This window comes from Paenibacillus sp. V4I7, assembly GCF_030817275.1.
In the GTDB taxonomy this organism is placed as follows: Bacteria; Bacillota; Bacilli; order Paenibacillales; family NBRC-103111; genus Paenibacillus_E.
Window position 1 is genome coordinate 2,402,031 of the sequence record NZ_JAUSZD010000002.1, and the last position, 21,742, is coordinate 2,423,772.

Below are 21,742 nucleotides of genomic sequence, written 5' to 3' on the forward strand. Positions count from 1 at the left end.
GTGAGCGGAGAACGAATAACAGGGCTTGACTTGGCAAGAGCAATTTCCATACTGGGTATGATGTTTGTCAATTTCAAAATCGCAATGGGGGCAGAGGGCAGTGGCCCTGCGTGGCTATCTTGGTTCGCCAGTTTATTCGAGGGAAGGGCTTCTGCCGTTTTTGTTGTGTTAGCAGGGATTGGTTTTACGATTATGACACGAAAGGCAAGAGTAGGAGATACGGGATTACTGCGTAAGCAAAGAGTTATCGTCTGGAAAAGATCGTTATACCTACTTCTCTTAGGTTTTATATTGATCCTTTTTGGATGGAGCGCTGACATTTTGCATTATTATGCTTTGTTTTTGTTTATAGCCTCCTTTCTGATACGTGCTTTTGGTAAAATGCTGCTGGGTGCAGCTGTTATTATTTGGTTAAGTGCACAGTGGTTCCTATTGAAATACGACTATACAGCAGGCTGGGACTCATCTTTTCATACTTATTTGGATTTCTGGACTGTGAATGGGTTTTTACGGAATACATGGTTCAATGGTTTTCACCCAGCGATACCCTGGTTTTGCTTCTTTCTAGTCGGGATGTGGTTCGGTAGGCTAAAATTTTCGGAAGCAAGCGTTAGGAAAAAGTGGCTTATCATCTCGCTGATTGCATGGGTGGGGAGTGAGATAATTTCCTTAGCTGCTTTGAAAATAGGAGGTACTTATCTCGGGACGGAAATAGCCGTGTATCTATTTCAAACAAAGCCGATGCCGCCGAATATGCTTTACATGTCCTCAGCAACGAGTTCGGCAATTCTAGTTATCTTATTATGCATTTATCTTGCTGAAAGCAAATATGCTCGCAGTATCGTCCATGCGCTCATCGAGACAGGGCAGATGACATTGACACACTATGTCACGCATGTCATTGTGGGGCTAGGTATTCTTGAAATATTCGGTATTCTAGAAAATGGTTCCTTAATCTTCTCGATGCTGTATGCTGTGACCTATTTCGTTGTCGCAATTGTATTCTCACTAATCTGGAAACGTAAATTTAAGCGAGGACCGCTGGAATTGGTCATGCGGAAATTCTAGGATAGAAAAAACAGCCTGGTTGCAGATCTTAAATGATCTGTAATCAGGCTGTTTTCGTAAAAGCTACTGGAGTAAACGGCGGAATTCTTCGGTCAGCAGCGGCACGACCTCGAACAGATCGCCGACGATGCCGTAGTCGGCGACTTTAAAGATCGGCGCCTCAGCATCCTTGTTGATCGCGATGATCACGCGCGAAGAGCTCATCCCGGCAAGATGCTGGATGGCGCCGCTAATGCCGCACGCGATGTAGATCTCCGGCGTCACGACCTTGCCGGTCTGGCCGATTTGCATCGCGTATTCGCAGTAGCCCGCGTCGCAGGCTCCGCGGGAAGCCCCAACAGCGCCGCCTAAGACGGCAGCCAGCTCTTCGAGCGGCTGGAAGCCATCGGCGCTGCGCACGCCCCGTCCGCCGGAGACAACGATCTTGGCTTCTGCCAAGTCGATGGTGCCGGACGTTTTCTTGACGACCTCCCTTATGATGCTGCGCAGGGAGGGAGCGGGGTAAGCAACATCGATGACCTCAGCTTGACGACTCAAAGTGTCAGGCTCGGATGCAGCGATGTTGTTCGGTCTTATCGTGACGACCCATGTGCCATTCGGGTCGGTAAACGCTTTCTTTTCGACGGCTTTGCCAGCGTAAAGCGGTCGCGTGAACTGCACGCTATCCCCGCTGCGCGAGATAGCCGTTACGTCAGAGAGCTGGCCAGCTGCGAGCTTCGCCGCGACCAGCGGTGCGAGATCTCGGCCTGCTGCTGTGTGGCCGAAATAGAGCGCGCCTGGCCGGGCGATGTCCGTGACAGCCAGCAAAGCGCTCGAATAGGCTTCCGAGCTGTAGCTGTCCAGCTGGTTGTCTTCGACGACATAGATGGTGTCTGCGCCATAAGCTGCAAGCTCACCAGCAAGCGCTTTGCTTCCAGCGCCACCAATCAATACTGCGGCGATGGCATCGCCTTCAGCAGCGGAAAGCTGCGCTGCGCGTAACGCTTCAAAAGATACTTGCCGCAGCTTGCCGCCGCGTGCTTCTGCAACAACGAGAAATGTTTTGCTCATAAATGTAGCCTCCCCTTATTTAGATCACTTTGGATTCGTTGCGTAATGCTTGCACGAGTTCGGTAACTTGCTGTGGAAGGTCGCCCTTTAGAATGCGGCCTGCCTTGCGTTCAGGTGGCAGGGTTAATTCCAATCGTTCTGTTTTGGCGACTGCAGATTCAGCGCCCTCTATATCATCAAGCGATAAGTGCTGGAACGGTTTTTTCTTTGCTTTCATAATCCCAGGAAGTGAAGGATAGCGAGGTTCGTTCAAGCCTTGCTGTGCTGTGAACAGAGCAGGGAGAGGTACCTCGATCACTTCGATGTCGCCTTCTGCATCGCGGTGGGCAACCGCTTTTCCTCCGGAAATTTCCAACTTCGTAATAGAGGCAACATGAGGTAAGCCTAGCAGGGAGGAGAGTCGGATAGCGACTTGCCCAGCCCCATTATCGACAGAGAAATTACCGCCCAATAGAAGATCGACGGACTGCCCACGCAAATAGTTGGCCAAAATTTCAGCTACTTCGAACTCATCGCCCTTAATGCGCTCATCGGAGATAAGAACGGCTTCATCAGCCCCCATCGCCAGAGCAGTACGTAGTGCTTCAGCGGTACGTTCGGGACCAACGGAGAGCAGAGTAACCTTGCCGCCGAGCTCATCTCGAATTTGAATCGCTTGCTCAACCGCATATTCATCATAAGGATTGATAACGAATTTCACGCCATCTTCTTGAACGGCCCCATTATGCAGGACGATTTTTTCCTCCGTATCAAACGTTTGCTTCAACAATACAAAAATGTCCATAGTCAAGCCCCTTCCTGAATATACATGTTATACAGACCTTAAGACTCGATGCCTTTCATGAAAAAATCAATGGTAGGCCCAACTTGAGCGGTTAAGGAATACTTCTGCCCGGAAATGAGCCAAGAAGTAACGACTTCATCCATGCCGCCAAAAATGAGAAGCCTCACAAGCTTCACTTCAAAATCAGGACGGAAACTGCCGTCTTTCTTACCTTTTTCTAATATATTTTCAATGAGGATAATATATCTCTTTAGTGCAAGACCAATCTCTTTGCGTAGCTCGAGATCACTCTGTCTGAGCTCGATTTGGGTGAGGTAAGCAAGATGAATATTCCCTTCCAGTACACTGAAATGAATCTCACATACTTTGTGTAGTGCTTCTCTAGCTGTCATTTGTTCGTTCAGCCCATGATTGAGCTTCTCTACAAGCTCGCCTAATTTCTCCTGAAACAGGCTGGTCAAGATATCCTCCTTCTTCTTGAAATAAAGATAGATGGTGCCATCGGCTACTCCAGCTTCCTTGGCGATTCGGGATACTTGGGATTTGTGAAAGCCATGCTCAGCAAACACTTTCAGAGCGCCTTCGAGTATTGCGTAATACTTGTCTGGTTTTTTGCCACTTGTCAAGGAGATCACCTCGGTGTTAGAATACAAATATCGGTGAATGAATACTCATTCATTTTCGTAATCTCATCATAAAATACGCAGTACGCCTTGTCAACGACTTATTCAGCTGATTAAGCAAGTAGGAAGATTTGCCGGCTTACACTTCACAATGAAGCATTTTTCAACTCTGGAAATAGGGTCAAATGGAACTTGCTTTTTTACGATAGTTGAATGTAAGCGGTTACTTTTTGGGGTGAGTGAGGCTCCGGATTTCAGTAGGTGGATAGAGGTTTTGGCTCATTATTGTTTGGATTCGCGCAGGATGGTTTGATTCATGTGGAATAAGAGTCCCTAGAGACTCCTAAATCTGTAGAAGTCAAAGAAAATGAGGAAATAGCAGTCTCCAGAGGCTCTTATTATCTGGCTTTCGAGCAAGATGGTTCGATTCATGTGGAATAAGAGTCCCTAAAGACTCCTATATCTGTAGAAGTCAAAGAAAATGTGGAAATAGCAGTCTCTAAAGGCTCTTATTTATCTGAATGACGAGCGAGATGGTGTGATTCAAGTGAAATAAGAGTCCCTAAAGACTCCTATATCTGTAGAAGTCAAAGGAAATGAGGAAATAACAGTCTCCAAAGGCTTTTATTTACTTGGATTTCGAACAAGATGGTGTGATTCAAGTGGAATAAGAGTCCCTAAAGACTCCTATATCTGTAGAAGTCAAAGAAAATGTGGAAATAGCAGTCTCTAAAGGCTCTTAATTATCTGAATGACGAGCGAGATGGTGTGATTCAAGTGGAATAAGAGTCCCTAAAGACTCCTATATCTGTAGAAGTCAAAGGAAATGAGGAAATAACAGTCTCCAAAGGCTTTTATTTACTTGGATTTCGAACAAGATGGTGTGATTCATGTGGAATAAGAGTCCCTTGAGACTCCTATATCTGTAGAAGTCAGAGAAAATGAGTGAATAGCAGTCTCTAAAGGCTCTTATTTATCTGAATGATAATGAATGACGAGCGAGATGGTGTGATTCAAGTGGAATAAGAGTCCCTAAAGACTCCTATATCTGTAGAAGTCAAAGAAAATGAGGAAATAGCAGTCTCCAGAGGCTCTTATTTATCTGAATTTCGAGCAAGAAGGTGTGATTCGCTCGATTCTTATTATCTGGTTCGCTCAAAACAATCGAGTTTTCGTCGACTTTAAATGGATTAGAAAGGGAACTTACTAATGGAACTTGCTACGCTTTTTCTTACGAAATCTTACGAAATCATACGAAGTCTTACGAAAACGCAGAACACGCTTATGAAGAAAGTTTTGCTAAAGCAAAACGCTAAGGAGGGTCTTCAATGACCGGTTCACTCATTCAGTTTCTAATATTTCTGGCGGTTACGGGGTTTGCGGTGTATTTGTTTGGCCGTGTTGTCTATCATCGTTATTTGTACATTAGACTCGGTAAGTCAGTGAATTTGAAAACGGAAGCGAAGGCGCGTCTGAAGGAGTTTGCGATTCAAGTATTTGGCCAGACCAAGCTTTTGAAGGATAAGAAGAGCGGCATCATGCACATTGTGATCTTTTATGGATTCATTATATTGCAGCTTGGGGCGCTGGATCTCATTCTGAAGGGATTAATTGGCCATGGGTTACCAATGCCAGGTTACGATTATTTCACATTGATGCAGGAAGTGACGGTAGCGCTGATTCTACTGGCCATGGGATATGCGACTTATCGCCGTTATGTAGAAAAGCTAAAACGGCTGAAACGCGGTTGGAAGCCTAGTATCGTTATATTCTTCATTTTTTTCTTGATGCTATCTGTCGTCGTCAGCGGTGGGTTTGAACAAATAAAAGAAGGGATGGAGACATCTGCATTTGCACCAATTTCATCTCTGTTCGCAGCAGCTTTTAGCGGTATGTCGCATACAGCGGCTACGGTTGGTTTCTATATAAGCTGGTGGATGCATTTGCTGATCCTACTCTCATTTCTAATCTATGTACCGCAGTCGAAGCATTTTCACATTATTACAGCACCAATCAATATCTTGCTGCGCCGCACGGAACCTACTGGTAAATTGGCTTCGCTTGATCTAGAGGATGAAGAGGCGGAGTCGTTCGGTGTAGGCAAAATCGAGGATTTCACGCAGAAACAGATGCTTGATTTCTACTCCTGTGTGGAATGCGGTCGCTGCACGAATGTTTGTCCCGCGAATACAACAGGCAAGATGCTGTCGCCGATGCATTTGATTACGAAGCTTCGTGATCATCTGACGGAAAAAGGCGCCGCCATTACCTCGAAGTCACCATGGGTTCCAGCTTTTGCTTTCGCTGGTCCAACTACTCAAAACCCGCTTGAGGTTGAGCTCATTGGCGGCGTTATAACAGAAGAAGAGCTGTGGGCTTGTACAACCTGCCGCAATTGTGAGGATCAATGTCCCGTTGGGAATGAGCATGTGGATAAGATTATCGATCTGCGCCGACATCTTGTACTGACGCAAGGCATCATGCCTCATGATGGTCAGCGTGCTCTGCAAAACATCGAGAGACAAGGAAACCCTTGGGGTATTAGCCGGAATGATCGTGTGAAATGGGTCAAAGAAGTAGATCCGGATGATGAACTCGGTGTGCGCACGGTGAAGGAAAATCCTGAATTCGAGTACTTGTTTTTCTTGGGTTCCATGGGCGCTTACGATAATCGCAGCCGCAAGATCACGCATTCTTTTGTGAAATTGATGAAGGAAGCTGGTGTCACCTTTGCCATTTTGGGCAATGAGGAGAAGAATTCCGGGGACACACCTCGCCGGATGGGCAATGAATTTCTATTCCAACAGCTGTGTGCGGACAATATTGCGACTTTTCAAAAGTATAAGGTTCAGAAAATCGTAACGACGTGCCCGCATACGTATCATACATTCAAAAATGAATATCCCGAATTTGGCCTTACGGCAGACGTATTCCATCACACCGAGCTGTTGGATCTGTGGGTGAAAGAGGGGCGTCTTAAGCCGCAACATGAAGTTAGAGAGCGTATTACGTACCATGATTCTTGCTATTTAGGCCGCTACAACGAAGTGTATGAAGAGCCGCGCAATGTACTACGAGCGATTCCAGGGGTTGAGTTGGTTGAGCAAGCCCGTTCTCGCGAAAACAGTATGTGCTGCGGTGCCGGAGGCGGCATGATGTGGATGGAAGAAACCGCAGGAACGCGCGTTAACGTAGCACGCACTGAACAGCTTTTAAGTGTGAAACCCACCGTTATCAGTTCTGCTTGTCCGTATTGCTTAACGATGGTGGAGGATGGAACGAAGCTTAAGGAGGTCGAGGAACAGGTTAAAGCGAGAGACATCGCTGAAATTCTTGCCTTGTCTGTGTTTGGAACGCCTTAGGATTAACGACTTCGCAGCCCAAAGGGCGAGCGTTTTTGTCAAGGTTGATGCGAAAACTGAAAAAATCATGTAGGAGGAAATTTCCATATGACAAAGATTCGTACAGCGGCCGTTATCGGCTCCGGTGTGATGGGCTCCGGTATCGCTGCCCATTTGGCAAATGTAGGCATTCCTGTGTTATTGCTCGATATGGTGCCTGCCCAGCTGCAGCCGCAAGAAGAAGCTGCCGGCCTTTCGTTAGATCATCCTAAGGTGCGTAATCGATTTGCTCTTAATGCGATGGATAAGCTCAAGAAGACGAACCCAGCTCCCCTATACAGTGAAGCTTTCGCTGAACGCATTACACCAGGTAATCTGGAGGATGATTTAGCGAAGCTTGGAAGCGTGGATTGGATTATTGAAGTTATTGTGGAAAATTTGCAGGCGAAGCAGCAGCTCATCAGCCGTATTGAAAATGTATGGAAGCCGGGAACGATTGTTTCCTCGAATACATCGGGCATTTCAATCAACGCCATGGTCCAAAGCGCCAGCCCTGAATTTAAAAAGCATTTCCTTGGCACTCATTTTTTTAATCCGCCTCGCTACATGAAATTATTGGAAGTGATTCCAAATGAACAGACAGACCCTGCAGTTGTTGCTTGTATGACCGATTTTTGTGAGAGGAAGCTTGGAAAAGGTGTTGTTCAAGCGAAAGATACGCCGAATTTTATCGGCAACCGAATTGGCACTTATGGGCTTTTGGTTACTTTGCGTGAAATGCTTGCAAATGGATACACCGTCGAAGAAGTGGATGCTGTAACCGGTCCGGCAATGGGCCGTCCTAAGAGCGCGACGTTCCGTACGCTGGACTTGGTGGGTCTGGATACATTCGTCCATGTGGCCAATAACGTGTTTGATCTTGTGACTGACCCTGCGGAGAAGGAAGTTTTCAATACACCGGCCATTTTAAGAACAATGGTAGAAAAAGGCTGGATCGGAGAGAAGCAAGGCCAAGGGTTTTATAAAAAAGTGAAGTCCGAAGCTGGCAAAGAAATTCAATCCCTAGATTTAAATACCATGGAATATTCGGCAAGCCGCAAAATCAGTTCAGGCTCTTTGGAAGCTTCGAAGCAGGCCAAAGGTACGGTAGGGAAGATAAAGGCCTTGCTCGGTGCCAAAGATCGCTATTCGGATCTGGCGTGGAACATTTTGAAGCCAGTGCTCCTCTATTCCGCAGAGAAATTAGATGAGATTGCAGATTCAATTGTCGAGATTGATAATGCGCTCAAATGGGGCTTTAACTGGGATCTCGGTCCTTTCGAAACGTGGGATGCCATTGGATTGAAACGTTCTGTGGAACGAATGGAAGCGGAAGGCAGTAAGGTGCCTGATTGGGTAAAATCTTGGATTGCCGCGGGTCATGACAGCTTTTATGAGAGCAGGGAAGGCCAAACTTTTTACTATCTGAAAAATGAGTTTTCCGGCGTTGAAACAAGGCCAGAACTCATTTCACTTGCCTCTTTAAAACAGCAAAATAAAGTCATCCGCTCCAATAGCGGAGCGAGCTTGATTGACATTGGTGACGGGGTTGCTTGCTTAGAGTTTCACTCGCCGAACAATGCCATTGGTGCCGATATTCTCACGATGATTCAGCAAAGCGTGGACGAAGTACGCAGCAACTATCGCGGAATGGTTGTCGCTAACGAAGGTAAAAACTTCTGTGTCGGCGCCAATGTGATGCTGTTGTTAATGGAAGCGCAGGATGGTGAGTGGGATGAAGTGGACGGCATCATTCGTTTATTCCAAAACTCCATGCTGAAGCTCAAAAGGCTGGAAAAGCCAGTTGTTGCTGCTCCGCACAAGATGACGCTTGGTGGCGGAGTTGAGGCTTGCATGCCGGCAGACCAAATCATTTTCTCAGCGGAAACGTATTATGGACTCGTTGAGGTGGGAGTTGGCTTAATTCCTGCCGGTGGCGGTTGTAAGGAGTTAGCACTTCTAGCAAGTCAACAGGTTCGTGATCCTGAGGTCGATCTTCAGCCGTGGATTAATGCGATTTTTGAAACGGTGGCAATGGCAAAGGTGTCGACGAGCGGTCATGACACGAAACGTCTTGGCTATATGCGTGCTGGGGATACGGTCGTTGTGAATCCGGATCATCGTATTTATGAAGCGAAGCAAGCGGTTCTTCGCATGGAAGCAGCGGGATATATACCTCCTGCCCAAGAGAAAATCCGTGTCGTTGGCGAGAATGGCAAAGCGGTGATGCAAATTGCTGCCTATACGATGCGCCAAGGCGGATATATCAGTGAGCACGATCAATTGATCGCGAATAAGCTTGCGCACGTACTTGCAGGAGGGAATGTGCCAGCAGGAACGTTAGTCACAGAGCAATATATGCTCGATTTAGAGCGTGAAGCTTTCCTTAGTCTTTGTGGAGAGCTGAAAACACAGCAGCGTATGCAATACATGCTTTCCAAAGGGAAAGCACTGCGGAACTAAGAGAGAAGAACTTGCCTATCTAATTAGAAAGCCCCGAATGGTGTATGCCTATTACTCATAATGAGGTGAAATCGATGAAAGAAGCAGTCATTGTATCGATAACGCGCACGGCAGTCGGTCGCGCGAAGAAAGGCAGTTTCGCTCAAACCAGAGCGGAGGATCTGGGGAAAGCCGTATTAGAAGAAGCGGTGCGGCGTGCTCCTGGGCTCGACAAAGGTGATGTCGAGGACATCATTATCGGGTGCGCGATGCCCGAAGGCGAGCAAGGGCTGAACTTCGCCCGCACGATGTCGCTGTATGCGGGCTTCCCGGTGACCGTGCCGGCGATCACGGTCAATCGCTTTTGCTCCTCCGGGCTGCAAGCCATCGCTTATGCGGCGGAGCGCATTATGCTCGGCCACGCGGAGGTGATTGTCGCCGGAGGCGTTGAGAGCATGAGCCACGTCCCGATGACGGGCTTCAAGCTCTCGCCGCATCCGGGGCTGGTTGAAAGCATGCCCGAGGTGTATATGGGCATGGGCCACACAGCCGAAGAAGTCGCGCAGCGCTTCGGCATCTCGCGCGAAGCGCAGGATGGCTTCGCAACGCGGAGCCATCAGAAGGCTGCTGCTGCAATCGCATCAGGCAAGTTCGTAGACGAGATCGTGCCGGTGAGCACGAGCGTGAAGGGCGTTGACGAACGCGGCAAAGCGTTCGAGCGGAAGTTCGTGTTTGCCATGGATGAGGGCGTTCGCCCCGATACATCCGTGGAAGGGCTTGCCAAGCTGAAGCCTGCGTTCAGCTTGGGTGGCTCTGTGACGGCGGGCAACGCGTCACAGACGTCGGACGGCGCAGCGGCGGCCGTGCTGATGAGCCGCGAGCGCGCAGAAGCGCTCGGGTTGAAGCCGCTGGCGACGTTCAAGGCCTTCGCGCTTTCCGGCGTGGAGCCGGAAATTATGGGCGTCGGGCCTGTGAAGGCGATTCCGAAGGCTTTGCAGATGGCAGGTATCACGCAAGACCAAGTGAATCTGTTTGAAATCAACGAAGCGTTCGCTTCGCAATGTGTTCATATTATTCGCGAGTTAGGCTTAAATGAAGATTTGGTGAATGTGAATGGTGGCGCCATCGCCCTCGGGCATCCACTCGGGTGCACGGGCGCGAAGCTGACAACGAGCTTAATTCATGAGCTGCAGCGTCGTGGCGGCGGTTATGGTGTAGTTTCCATGTGTATCGGCGGCGGGATGGGAGCTGCCGGAGTATTTGAAGTGCATCCCGTTTAATTGAAGCAGATAAATGGAAAAAGAACGGATTCATGCGAGTCTATCTAGGCCCTCATGAATCCTAATATTTACCCTTGTACAATTAATTTAGAGGAGAGATGAACCATGGCGGAGAAAGTCGTAGGCGGTAGTTTTGTTATTTCAGATACGGATTTTCATGATATTGTGACCCCGGAGGATTTTACCGAAGAGCATCGCATGATTGCGGAAACAACGCGTGATTTTGTGTCAGGGGAAGTCATGCCGAATGATGAGCATTTGGAAAAGCTCGATTATGATTTAACGGTAAAGCTGATGCGCAGCGCGGGTGATCTCGGATTACTTGGCTCTGATGTGCCCGAGATTTATGGTGGACTAGGGTTGGATAAAGTAAGCTCAACTGTGATTAGTGAAAATCTCGCCCGTGCTTCTTCCTTTGCCTTGTCCATTGGGGCGCATGTCGGGATTGGCACGCTGCCGATTGTATTTTTTGGCACCACGGAACAGAAGAAGAAGTATTTACCCGACCTTGCGACAGGCGCGAAAATCGCGGCCTATTGTTTAACGGAACCAACATCCGGCTCGGATGCTTTGGGGGCAAAAACGACAGCTCGTTTGTCTGAAGATGGAAAGTATTACCTTTTAAACGGATCCAAATTATATATCACAAATGCCGGATTTGCTGATATTTTCATCGTTTATGCCAAAATCAATGGAACTGATTTCACTGCCTTTATCGTGGAGAAAGGTGATCCTGGCTTTACGATGGGACCGGAAGAGAAGAAGATGGGGATCAAAGGCTCGTCGACGCGTCCGCTTTATTTTGAAGATGTCCGTGTGCCGGTCGAGAACTTATTGGGTGAAATTGGTAAGGGGCACCTGATTGCTTTTAACATTCTGAATATTGGCCGTTACAAATTGGCTACCGGTTGTCTAGGTGCTTCCAAGGAGACGATTGAATTAGCTTCGAAATATGCGAATACTCGTCAACAGTTTAATACACCTATCTCACGTTTTCCTTTGATTGGTAAAAAGCTGGCAGAAATGAATATTCAAACGTATATGTTGGAGAGCATGGTGTATAGAACGACTGGATTGTTCGATACCATTCTCAAAGATATTGATCATACGAGCCCTGATGCCGGTAAACATTCATCAAAAGGGATTTCTGAATATGCGCTGGAATGCTCCATTAATAAGGTGTTCGCGTCTGAAGTGTTGGATTTTGTTGCGGATGAGGGCTTGCAAATTCATGGCGGTTACGGTTTTATCCAAGAGTATAAAGTGGAGCGTATTTATCGGGATTCACGGATTAACCGAATTTTTGAAGGTACGAATGAAATCAATCGGCTGCTCATTCCAGGTACATTAGTGAAGAAAGCGATGAAAGGCGAACTGCCTTTGCTGCAAAAAGCACAAGCGCTGCAGGCGGAACTGCTTTCTATCGTTCCTGGCCAAACTTTCGAAGGCACGCTAGCCGAAGAGGTGCATCTGGTTTCGATGGCGAAGAAGGTATTCCTTATGGTCGGTGGACTTGCGGTGCAGAAGTATGGCATGGCACTTGAAAAAAATCAGGAAGTTTTAAGTAATTTAGCTGATATCATGATCCAAATTTTCGCTGCTGAAAGCGGTCTTCTTCGTACGCAAAAGATGATTGAAAAAGCGGGGGAAGAAAAGGCGAAAAATGTTATCCAAATCACGACAGTATTTGTTCATGAAGCATTTGACAAAATAGAGGCATATGCGAAGGAAGCACTCAGTACGATGGAAGAAGGAGATGTTCTTCGGACTCAATTGTCAATTTTGAAAAAGCTGTCCAGACGCAGCAGTGTCAATACGGTTGGTCTGAAGCGCGACATCGCCGCACGTGTTATTCAGGGTGAGAAATTCATCGTATAGTCATCGATGTCAAGAACCTGAAGGGGATGGTTTTGTATGAATGAGGCAAAGCCTTGGCTGCGCCATTATCCGTCTGAAGTGGCGCCGACTTACGAGTACCCGAAGCATAATCTTGCACGTTTGTTGGTAGATTCCGCGCATAAGTTTCCGGACCGACCTGCCTTGTATTTCTTGGGGAAAACGCTGCGTTATCGGGAGGTATTGGAAGCGTCCTATCGTTTTGCCAATGCATTAAAAGAACTAGGCGTTAGCCCGGGGGATCGGGTATCGATTATGCTGCCGAATTGCCCTTCGGCTATCATTGCCTACTTCGGAACCCTGATGATGGGCGGGATCGTCGTCATGACGAATCCGCTTTATGTGGAGCGAGAGCTGGTTCACCAGCTCTCGGATTCCGGAGCAACCGTTATTGTAACGTTGGATTTGTTGTTTGATCGTGTGCAAAAGGCGAAAGGGAAAACACCGATTCGACATGTTATTGTGACTTCGATTAAGGATTATTTACCCTTTCCCAAAAATGTGTTATATCCGATTAAAATGAAAAAAGATGGTGCAAACCTTGCTGTCACTTACGGAGATGGTGTTTATTCTTATAAAAAAATGCTCCGAGAAGCTTCTCGCGCCCCGATTTGTGTAGATGTGAAGGCTGACGAGGATATCGCTCTTCTTCAATACACGGGAGGGACAACGGGGATATCCAAAGGTGTCATGCTGACTCACACCAATTTGATTGCGAATACGTACCAAACAAGTCATTGGTGCTATCGTATTCGGTTAGGTGAAGAAAGATTCTTGGGGGCTATCCCTTGCTTCCATGTCTTTGGCTTGACCGTACTGTTGAATCAATCTATGTATCGGGCGGGGATGCTGATCCTCATTCCAAAGTTTGATATCAATATGATTTTAGACACGATTCATACGCTGAAGCCAACGATTTTCCCGGGTGCGCCAACTATGTACATTGCCTTAATCAATCATAAGCGCGTGAAGGAAGTGGATATTTCTTCTATTAATGTTTGTGTAAGCGGTTCAGCGCCTCTCCCGTTAGAGGTACAAGAGCGCTTCGAGGCATTGACAGGAGGTAGATTAATCGAAGGTTATGGGTTGACGGAAGCATCCCCTGTTACGCATGCGAATCCCATTTGGGGTTTTCGGAAAATAGGCTCCATTGGTATCCCTTTTCCAGATACAGATACGAAGGTTATTGATTCGGACTCAGGTCAGGAACTGCCGATTGGGGAAATTGGCGAAATTATCATTAAAGGGCCACAAGTGATGAAAGGGTATTGGCAGCGCGAGCACGAAACGGCCATGACGATCAGAGATGGTTGGCTTTATACGGGCGACATGGGGCGCATCGACGAGGATGGTTTCTTCTCGATTGTGGATCGCAAGAAGGATTTAATCATCGCCGGAGGCTACAACATTTATCCACGTGACATTGAGGAGGTTCTCTTCGAGCATCCGGCCATAATGGAGGCTGCTGTTGCAGGTGTACCGGATGAATATCGGGGAGAAACGGTGAAAGCATTTGTCGTGCTGAGACCGGGAATGACGCTAACGGAAAAGGAGTTAGAATTGTGGTGCCGTGAGCGTTTGGCTGCTTACAAAGTGCCTAGGAAAGTCGAATTTCGTCAGTCTCTGCCGAAGACGATGATTGGAAAGGTGCTGCGCAGGCAATTACTAGAGGAAGAGAAGAAGGCTTGAGGCCCTCTTCCTGTTTAACAATTAGGGGGAAGCCCTTTACAAGAAGAGTGGAGGGAATCCTATGGATGATTCTAACGAACAAATGAATAAGAGACTGCAGCAATTAGCAGCATCAGCGGAGCCAACGTTTTGGGGCTTTCTAGGCTGTGAATTTGTGAGTATGAAGAACAACATCATCACGATTGCTTTGGAAGCAAAAACGCATCACTTGAACCCGATAGGGATCGTACATGGCGGTGTACTTTCTTCCTTGCTGGACAATGCGATGGGGATTGTTGTGATGATGGCGAGGCCGGAGGATAAGGTTGTAACGACGAATCTTAATGTTCATTTCGTAGCTCCGCTTTATGAGGGGCGCTTGTTGGTGACGGCCGAGCTTGTTCATCAATCCCGTAAGATGATAACTACGCAAGGTCGTGTTGTTGACCGTGAAGGTAATTTGGGGACGATTGGAACGGGAACGTTTCGAGTGATTTGAGGGTTGATTCATTGGGGGGCATGTGCTAAGCATGTCTCTCTTTGTTGTGAAGGTTAGATTCCACTAGCCATGTCATATAACATTACATAAAAAACGCAATAAGTCATAAAACATTCATAAAATTCATATACATGTCATATAAGTTAACACAAATCCATTGACTGAAATGGCAAGATCATCCTATAATCATTTAAAAGGCATTAAGGGGGAAGCACAATGCATCTTACCATTCGTGAGGCATTATCCATATATCCTTTAACGGAAGCGAAGTTAGTAGCAGGCAAGCAAGGTGATTCCCGCATTGTCAAATCAGTCAATGTGATGGACGCTCCTGATATTGCGGATTGGACGAAATCAGGTGAGATGCTCTTCACCACGGCTTTCGTGATGAAGGATAGTCCGCAAGAAACGGTTAATTTACTTCGCAAATTAAATGATCGCGGAGCTGCGGGGTTAGGGATCAAGCTGGGGCGTTTTTGGTCGGAGCTGCCGCAGATTGTTGCAGATGAAGCAGATCGGCTGCACTTTCCGATTATCGAGATGCCCTTCCAATTCACGTTCTCTGATCAAATGAATGCTCTGTTTAACGCAGAATACCGTCGCAATACACAGCTGCTGCAATCTGTTCTTGAGAAACAGAAGAAGCTGATGCAATTCGGATTGAAACAGGATAATATGCTTTCCATGTTCCAATTAATAAGCGATATTCTTGGTTATCCGATGGCGGTAGTAGGAGCTAGAGGACAAATTTTATATAACACAAGCGCATGGAGTCCCGATCAACTATCCCAGAATTGGCCGTGGAAACGGAAATCAGGCTGGGTGTATGCAGGTAAAGAACGCGCTTATCGTGTAGGACTGCATCAGCAAGACGATGAGCCTCTTGGACATTTGTTGATTATACCGGATGCGGTTCTACTCGCAAACGTAGAGGAAGGCTTATTCCAGCAAGCTGCAGATATCCTGACTTTCCATATGTGTTATACATTCCGATCGCATGTTGAAGCATCCGCACAGCGCGATTTACAAAACAATCTCTTGCGCTACTTGGAAAAAGGAACCTCACTAGAGGAGTTCCTTGAACAAGCGGAAGTTAGAGGATTATCGATCTTTACCGGAGCTTATCAATGTGTGATTGGCAAAAATAAGCCGGAAAAACTGGTGGAAGAGCAGCCCCAAGGAAAGTTCAAAAATCTAAAACAATATATGGAATCACATCCCAAATCAAGCAGTCTGGCAGGGCACCATTTTGTGTTCAAGGATATGATGTTCTCGATCTATTCAACGAATCAAACAGACGGGTTTCCAGAGGAAGAGCTGTCACAGCTTCTGACCAAGTATGCAGGTGATTCAGGATGTATCGAAGAAGCCGGTGAAATGGCTTTTTACACCAGCTCTATGAAATTAAAGCCAACAGCATTAAGGGAAGCCTATATGGAATGTTTGGAAACGCAGCGTATGGCGTCCAAGCTTGGACTGCCGGATCGTGTCCTTCATTATGAAACCATCGAATTCGCGCATCTCTTCCAGAACGTGTCTTCCAACATGATGGAAGATTACTGTGCCAAAATTCTACGTCCTTTACTCGAAAAAGATGCCGAGTACTCGCAAGAAATGATTCGTACTTTAGAGGTGTTCATTCGTAATGATGGTCAAGTAAGCGAGGCGGCAAAGCAATTATTTATTCATAGGAATACAGTCACGTACCGCTTGGAGAAGATTAGTGATCTCTTACAGGTTGATTTCAAAAAAGTGAACGATTTATTAAAATTGAAGGCTGTCTTCTTGTTTCGTCAATTTTTACACGTTAGATAGTAAACATAAAACCCTGAGACGCTTTAGGCGCTCAGGGTTTTCGTTTTTCCAAAGTAATTACGGTAATCTCCGGCCTGCACAAAAGACGAAAAGGGAGTGTTGTTGTTCCAATACCGCGATTGGTGTAAACAAGCATCTTCGATTTAGGCACTTCACTAAGTCCCATGACATAATTTCTACCTCGCGGTGGCGTGATGACAGCTCCAACTCCCGGTAACCTTATCTGGCCGCCATGTGTGTGGCCGGATAATTGCAAATCGACGACATGTTCAGTTACCTTATCCGCGAAATCAGGGCAGTGAGATAGCAGCAAGGTAAATGTTTGGGCATTGGCCCCGAGCAAGGTTTTCGTAATATCCGGCTTACCCGTCAACATATCCTCAACGCCTGCAATCTGAATGGTTTGTCCTTTATAGGTGATCGTCTGAAAAGCGTTAACGAGAGATTGAAAGCCTCCGTTATGCAGGATCGGGAGCGTGTAGTTGTACCCAATCCACTTATCATGGTTACCAAGTACCGCCCATTTTCCCAAAGGTGCCTCTAAGCTGCCCAACAGCTGACTGGTTAAATCTGGATCTTCCGTAATTTTGGCGTCAAATAAATCGCCGGTAAAACTAAGTATATCTGCTTTTTCTCTCTGAATAAGCTTCACAACACGTTCTAAATCCTGAAGGTCAAAGTGATGCCCAATATGTATATCGCTGAAATGTAAGAGTTTAATACCATGGAAGGCATTGGGGAGTCGTTCAAAAGGGAGAGTTATTCTGGTAATCTCGACCCATTGGGGTTCTAAGAAACTAGCATAACTGCCTAGTAAACCTCCGGAAGCGATGAAAGAGCCTGCAAGCACAGTACCTTTCTTGAGAAAAGAACGTCTTGAGATCGGGGGTGGTGATTGCATATGTTCCTCCTGTTCTTCCATAGGAATATTTACAATTTATTATACCAGTAAGATAGGGGGGGTGCGAGTTGTGTGATTTGCATATGGTTGTAGCTTACTTTATAATCATTATTAACTAGATAGGAAGGGAGATGTTCATATGTCAGCATGGAAAGAGTTAACAACTGTAGAAGAGTGGCAGGAAGTTCTGAATCGCTCCTCCGAGAAACCCGCTGTTGTTCTTAAGCACAGTACAACATGTCCGGTAAGTGCAAGCGCGCTTGATGAATATGAGGAGTATTTATCCGACAAACCAAATGCGGATGTGGATTATTTCTTAGTGAAAGTTATCGAATCACGTCCGGTGTCGAATCAAATTGCGGAGGATCTTGGAATCAAACACGCATCCCCACAAATCCTTTATTTTAAAGATAAAGAATCCATCTGGAATACATCTCACTGGTCCGTAACAAACAAACATATCACAGCTGTTTTAGATTAATCCTATAACTTAACGCAAAAAGAAGCCCTTGGTTACTGCCTATAATCATATAGGTAACCTAAGGGTTTTTTAAGTTTTACATGTTGTATGCATTTTACAAATAATTGAACAAAGTTTAAAAAAGATTGGCAAGCCGTTCTTCCTCCTATATACTTATTTGGCAACTATAAGATATCAACCTCTCAAGGAGTTCCTCATCATGAATGCCATGAATAAAACCAAAATACCTATCTCTATATTTCTTTTGATCGGCATTATTGCCATCTCATTCTCAGCGATTTTTGTTCGGTGGTCAGATGCGCCTGCTGCTGTCATCGCGATGTACCGGCTACTCATGACGAATGCCTTGATGCTGCCTTTTCTGTGGAATTATAGGAAAGAGATTGCTAGAATTCGTCTGAGAGATTGGCTGAAAACAGTAATATCCGGTGTTGCGCTTGGTTTGCATTTCTTATTTTGGATGGATTCCCTTCGTTTTACAACAGTAGCGAGTTCGACGGCTATTTTAACATTAGAGCCAATCTTTGTACTGCTCGGAGCATTTCTTCTTTATGGACAACGGACCAGTAGAGCGGCCTTGATCGCTATGTGCGTAGCTATTGTGGGTGCTATTTGTATCGGATGGGGAGATTTCCAATTTTCCGGTAAAGCGCTTAAAGGGGATATGTTATCTCTGGTTGGTACGATTACTGTAGCCTTACATATGCTCTTAGGCAAAAGCTTGAGAGAACGTATATCGGCTTTTGTTTACAGTTTTTTCGTCTTTTTGTTCGCAGGTCTAGTGCTTGCCGTCTGCAACATGTTCACAGGTGTGTCGTTTATAGCTTACCCAGCTAAAGAGTGGGGGATATTCTTGCTTTTGGCGATTGTTCCTACGGTATTTGGTCATTATGTGTTTAATTGGCTGCTTAAATATATGAAGGCTTCTTCCGTGTCCATGACTGTCTTAGGGGAACCGCTCGGTGCCACTTTATTAGCTTACTTCTTGCTCGGAGAAACGATCACAACCATTCAACTGCTAGCCGGTTGTTTGCTGTTAATTGGCGTGGGTATGTTTTTACGCAGTAATGAAAAGCAGTAATTTTTTTCGTTATTTATTGAACAATGGTGAATAAAACGGTCGTCAAAAGCTTGCATACGCGGAGGTATATCGTGAGATTTCGTGATTTTCATCGTAATGTCAAACTAAGAATCGGGCTTTCCTTCTTATCAGGAACCGCCAATAATATGGTGCTTCCCTTCATGTCGATTTATTTTTCTGGAAAATTAGGAGATACGAGTGCTGGTCTAGTCGTCATTCTTGGCATTCTTGCTGGTGTTATCGCGGGGATAATAGGCGGCTACTATGCAGATCGAATTGGGCGCAAAAAACTGATGCTCACTGCTGAATTAGGTTGGATGCTCTGTTTCATTGGAATGGCGCTGGCTAATTCGCCTTGGCTTGAATCTCCGGGGATGACCTTTGTTCTGATGATTTTTGTAAGTATGTTCTGGGGAATTCATGGTCCTGCTAATGAAACCATGCTGCTCGATGTAACAGCTCCGGATGTACGGAAATTCATGTATGCCATCATGTACTGGGTGAACAATTTATCTTTTGCCATTGCAGGACTTGCAGGCGCTTTCCTATTCAAATCTTACTTGTTCGAGCTGTTCATTGGCTTGTCCGTCATTGGCTTAGTTACTTTGATCGTGACTTATTTCTTTATTGATGAAATGTATCAACCACAAGCCGCTAAAGAGAGTGGAGGCGGTCGAAAAGGAAGTCCGTCGATGTGGGCCAATTATCGGATGGTGCTGCGAGATAAGACCTTCATGATCTTCACACTGGCTTCACTGCTGCTTGTATCTGTTGAGTTTCATCTTGGTAATTACGTGGGTGTAAGGCTGGAAAGGGAGATGGTGAATATCCCATTCTTCCCATGGAATGAACAATCTTGGCGTATTGACGGGTTGAAAATGTTAGGCTTCATCCGCACCGAAAATACGGTGCTTGTCGTTGTACTCTCCGTCCTCATGGGGGTTATGATGCGAAGGTTCTCGGATAGTAAAGTACTGTTCATCGGGTACGCTTGTTACATATTGGGGTATAGCTATCTGGCTTATAGCAATCAACCTGGGCTGCTGCTCGTCTCGATGTTCATTGCAACGGTTGGGGAGCTCATGTATGTACCGATTAAACAGGCCTATCTGGGTAACATTGCACCTGATCATGCAAGAAGCTCTTATATGGCATTATTCGGAATGGTGTATAAAGGAGCCATGCTTTTAGGTGGTTTCGGTGTCATGCTTGGCGGATTGATATCCTCGTGGATGATGGCATCTCTTATCGCGCTTAGCGGCTTCGTTGGCATGATCATGTTCTATGCGATTCTAGCCCAATTAGAAGAGCGTAAAGTGAGAGCGGAGATTAGCCACCAAGCTTCTTCTGCAAGCGTTTCAGCGTAAACAAAGGAATCAAATAAGCCACAAATGAAACAGCCGCATTAACGGAGCAAGTGCTCTGTTTCATGCGGCTGGTCTTTCGTATGGGGAGGATTATTTCTTCGCTGCAGTAAACTCCGCTTTGATTTTACTTAACAGCTCTGGGCTGGTGAGTACTTCATATGCCGTGAAAGACAGCAGCTTTGCCGCGAAAATCATAGCATTAAGAGCGGGTTCCTGCAGAGCGAGATCTCGGAACTCCTTGGTATGCAGCATATGTCTCTCGTCTACCACTTTAACGAAAGGGTGAATCGTCGGACATTGGGTAGACACGTTGCCGAGGTCGAGGGAACCGTGATCCTTGCCGACTTCGATCTCTTTCGGATCAATTCCCATCGCTAACAACTGATCAGTGAAGACGGCTGATAATGTCTCATTGGTTCGAAGTTCGTCATACGAATACTCGTAAAAGGAAGTTTTCAATGTGCAACCAGTTTGCAGGGCAGCACCCTCAGCGCAGTGAAGTACTTTCTGGACGAGCTCATTCGTATAAGTGCGGGATGCTGAGCGGACATAGAACTGAGCGACGGCATAGTCAGGGATAATATTGGGAGCTTTGCCGCCTTCGCTAATGATGCCGTGAATACGTGCATCAGACTTGGTTTGTTGGCGCAGAGCATTTATGGAATTGAACAGCTGTAGAACAGCATCAAGTGCGTTGACGCCTTCATAGGGTTGAGCAGCTGCATGAGCGGAACGCCCAAAGAATTCGTACTGGATAGCGTCCATAGCTAGTGACTCGCCTGACTTCTCATATGTATAGTACGGGTGAGCCATCAGAGCAACATCCACATCTTTGAATAGTCCAGCCGCGGCCATGGGCACTTTGGCGCCCTTGGTTTCCTCTGCAGGTGTTCCATATACACGGATACTGCCGCCTGTTTCATCGATGACCGACTTAAGGCCTATGGCTGCGCCAATGCTCATCATGCAGATGAGATGGTGACCGCAAGCGTGACCCAGTTCGGGCAATGCATCATATTCAGCTAAGAAGGCCACGACAGGACCAGCTTTACCAGAATCATAGGTAGCGATGAAAGAGGTTGCAATATCTAATACACTGCGTTCAACGTGGAAGCCATGATAGGCCAATTCCTCTGTTAAGCGATCGGAAGCTTGAAATTCTTCATGCCCAAGCTCCGGGTTTGCCCCAATAAAGCTGGATATGGCTTTGAATCTGTCTGCATGGTTATCAATGGTTTGTGTAATGGTTGTTTTCATAAATGGAGTACTCCTTTGTTGAATGGTTCTTAGCTCCATTGTAGTATAAAGGAAGGCGAACTACCACTTTACAGCTTACTGGGTTACAATTAATGAACATAAATGAGTTAACAAATGTAATCTTACGAAACCAGATTTTTTGCGAAATAT

Annotated in this window: 16 protein-coding genes; 11 read left to right on the forward strand and 5 right to left on the reverse strand. The window is 46.3% G+C overall.

Going from position 1 to position 21,742, the window contains the following annotated elements; all coding sequences use genetic code 11:
- Complete coding sequence (locus tag QFZ80_RS12010; protein WP_307559056.1) at positions 1–1,068, forward strand: DUF418 domain-containing protein; 1,068 nt, start codon at positions 1–3, stop codon at positions 1,066–1,068.
- A gap of 63 nt (positions 1,069–1,131) precedes the next feature.
- Here the strand turns inward: QFZ80_RS12010 and QFZ80_RS12015 are convergent, their stop codons facing one another.
- Genes QFZ80_RS12015 through QFZ80_RS12025 form a run of 3 tightly spaced genes read right to left on the reverse strand, consistent with a single transcriptional unit; the run spans position 1,132 to position 3,528 of the window.
- Positions 1,132–2,118: an electron transfer flavoprotein subunit alpha/FixB family protein gene (locus QFZ80_RS12015; protein WP_307546433.1), complete on the reverse strand. Its 987-nt coding sequence runs from the start codon at positions 2,116–2,118 to the stop codon at positions 1,132–1,134.
- 19 nt (positions 2,119–2,137) lie between these two features.
- The gene (locus tag QFZ80_RS12020; protein ID WP_307546432.1) at positions 2,138–2,902 is read right to left on the reverse strand and encodes an electron transfer flavoprotein subunit beta/FixA family protein; all 765 of its coding nucleotides are present in this window, start codon (positions 2,900–2,902) and stop codon (positions 2,138–2,140) included.
- Between the two features lie 38 nt (positions 2,903–2,940).
- Positions 2,941–3,528: a fatty acid metabolism transcriptional regulator FadR gene (locus tag QFZ80_RS12025; protein ID WP_307559058.1), complete on the reverse strand. Its 588-nt coding sequence runs from the start codon at positions 3,526–3,528 to the stop codon at positions 2,941–2,943.
- Positions 3,529–4,853: 1,325 nt separating this feature from the next.
- Between QFZ80_RS12025 and QFZ80_RS12030 the strand changes: the two genes are divergently transcribed.
- The 7 genes from QFZ80_RS12030 (at position 4,854) to QFZ80_RS12060 (ending at position 16,505) form a co-directional block, all read left to right on the forward strand.
- Complete coding sequence (locus QFZ80_RS12030) at positions 4,854–6,887, forward strand: (Fe-S)-binding protein (RefSeq protein WP_307559061.1); 2,034 nt, start codon at positions 4,854–4,856, stop codon at positions 6,885–6,887.
- 87 nt (positions 6,888–6,974) lie between these two features.
- Entirely contained in the window at positions 6,975–9,368 is a 2,394-nt protein-coding gene (locus QFZ80_RS12035; RefSeq protein WP_307559063.1) for a 3-hydroxyacyl-CoA dehydrogenase/enoyl-CoA hydratase family protein, read from the forward strand.
- A 74-nt stretch (positions 9,369–9,442) separates the two neighbouring features.
- A complete protein-coding gene (locus QFZ80_RS12040; protein WP_307559065.1) occupies positions 9,443–10,627 on the forward strand; it encodes an acetyl-CoA C-acyltransferase in 1,185 nt (394 codons plus the stop codon).
- A gap of 105 nt (positions 10,628–10,732) precedes the next feature.
- Entirely contained in the window at positions 10,733–12,505 is a 1,773-nt protein-coding gene (locus QFZ80_RS12045) for an acyl-CoA dehydrogenase family protein (RefSeq protein WP_307546427.1), read from the forward strand.
- A 36-nt stretch (positions 12,506–12,541) separates the two neighbouring features.
- A complete protein-coding gene (locus QFZ80_RS12050; RefSeq protein ID WP_307546426.1) occupies positions 12,542–14,212 on the forward strand; it encodes a long-chain-fatty-acid--CoA ligase in 1,671 nt (556 codons plus the stop codon).
- A 61-nt stretch (positions 14,213–14,273) separates the two neighbouring features.
- On the forward strand, positions 14,274–14,690 hold the full coding sequence (locus QFZ80_RS12055) for a PaaI family thioesterase (RefSeq protein WP_307546425.1): 417 nt from the start codon (positions 14,274–14,276) through the stop codon (positions 14,688–14,690).
- A 216-nt stretch (positions 14,691–14,906) separates the two neighbouring features.
- Positions 14,907–16,505 carry a PucR family transcriptional regulator gene (locus QFZ80_RS12060; RefSeq protein WP_307546424.1) on the forward strand — a complete coding sequence of 533 codons (1,599 nt, stop codon included), beginning with the start codon at positions 14,907–14,909 and terminating at the stop codon, positions 16,503–16,505.
- Between the two features lie 31 nt (positions 16,506–16,536).
- On the opposite strand, the gene QFZ80_RS12065 is transcribed toward QFZ80_RS12060, so the two are convergent.
- Positions 16,537–17,406 (reverse strand): metallophosphoesterase, encoded by an 870-nt coding sequence (locus tag QFZ80_RS12065; RefSeq protein ID WP_307546423.1) that lies wholly within the window; start codon positions 17,404–17,406, stop codon positions 16,537–16,539.
- Positions 17,407–17,545: 139 nt separating this feature from the next.
- Between QFZ80_RS12065 and ytxJ the strand changes: the two genes are divergently transcribed.
- The 3 genes from ytxJ to QFZ80_RS12080 all read left to right on the forward strand — a co-directional run bounded on the left by ytxJ (position 17,546) and on the right by QFZ80_RS12080 (position 20,335).
- Entirely contained in the window at positions 17,546–17,887 is a 342-nt protein-coding gene (gene ytxJ, locus QFZ80_RS12070) for a bacillithiol system redox-active protein YtxJ (RefSeq protein ID WP_307546422.1), read from the forward strand.
- Between the two features lie 199 nt (positions 17,888–18,086).
- Positions 18,087–18,968 carry a DMT family transporter gene (locus tag QFZ80_RS12075; protein WP_307546421.1) on the forward strand — a complete coding sequence of 294 codons (882 nt, stop codon included), beginning with the start codon at positions 18,087–18,089 and terminating at the stop codon, positions 18,966–18,968.
- Positions 18,969–19,039: 71 nt separating this feature from the next.
- Positions 19,040–20,335, forward strand: coding sequence for an MFS transporter (locus tag QFZ80_RS12080; RefSeq protein ID WP_307559068.1), 1,296 nt, complete (start codon positions 19,040–19,042; stop codon positions 20,333–20,335).
- Positions 20,336–20,425: 90 nt separating this feature from the next.
- Here the strand turns inward: QFZ80_RS12080 and QFZ80_RS12085 are convergent, their stop codons facing one another.
- Positions 20,426–21,592 carry a M20 family metallopeptidase gene (locus tag QFZ80_RS12085; RefSeq protein ID WP_307559070.1) on the reverse strand — a complete coding sequence of 389 codons (1,167 nt, stop codon included), beginning with the start codon at positions 21,590–21,592 and terminating at the stop codon, positions 20,426–20,428.
- Between the last annotated feature and the right edge of the window lie 150 nt (positions 21,593–21,742).

Bases quoted from the DNA above. Each gene is read 5' to 3' on its own strand.
- QFZ80_RS12075 (WP_307546421.1), top strand. From the start codon at position 18,087: ATGAATGCCATGAATAAAACCAAAATACCTATCTCTATATTTCTTTTG.
- ytxJ (WP_307546422.1), top strand. From the start codon at position 17,546: ATGTCAGCATGGAAAGAGTTAACAACTGTAGAAGAGTGGCAGGAAGTT.
- QFZ80_RS12035 (WP_307559063.1), top strand. From the start codon at position 6,975: ATGACAAAGATTCGTACAGCGGCCGTTATCGGCTCCGGTGTGATGGGC.
- QFZ80_RS12085 (WP_307559070.1), bottom strand. From the start codon at position 21,592: ATGAAAACAACCATTACACAAACCATTGATAACCATGCAGACAGATTC.
- QFZ80_RS12030 (WP_307559061.1), top strand. From the start codon at position 4,854: ATGACCGGTTCACTCATTCAGTTTCTAATATTTCTGGCGGTTACGGGG.
- QFZ80_RS12040 (WP_307559065.1), top strand. From the start codon at position 9,443: ATGAAAGAAGCAGTCATTGTATCGATAACGCGCACGGCAGTCGGTCGC.
- QFZ80_RS12045 (WP_307546427.1), top strand. From the start codon at position 10,733: ATGGCGGAGAAAGTCGTAGGCGGTAGTTTTGTTATTTCAGATACGGAT.
- QFZ80_RS12060 (WP_307546424.1), top strand. From the start codon at position 14,907: ATGCATCTTACCATTCGTGAGGCATTATCCATATATCCTTTAACGGAA.
- QFZ80_RS12050 (WP_307546426.1), top strand. From the start codon at position 12,542: ATGAATGAGGCAAAGCCTTGGCTGCGCCATTATCCGTCTGAAGTGGCG.
- QFZ80_RS12015 (WP_307546433.1), bottom strand. From the start codon at position 2,118: ATGAGCAAAACATTTCTCGTTGTTGCAGAAGCACGCGGCGGCAAGCTG.
- QFZ80_RS12065 (WP_307546423.1), bottom strand. From the start codon at position 17,406: ATGCAATCACCACCCCCGATCTCAAGACGTTCTTTTCTCAAGAAAGGT.
- QFZ80_RS12020 (WP_307546432.1), bottom strand. From the start codon at position 2,902: ATGGACATTTTTGTATTGTTGAAGCAAACGTTTGATACGGAGGAAAAA.
- QFZ80_RS12055 (WP_307546425.1), top strand. From the start codon at position 14,274: ATGGATGATTCTAACGAACAAATGAATAAGAGACTGCAGCAATTAGCA.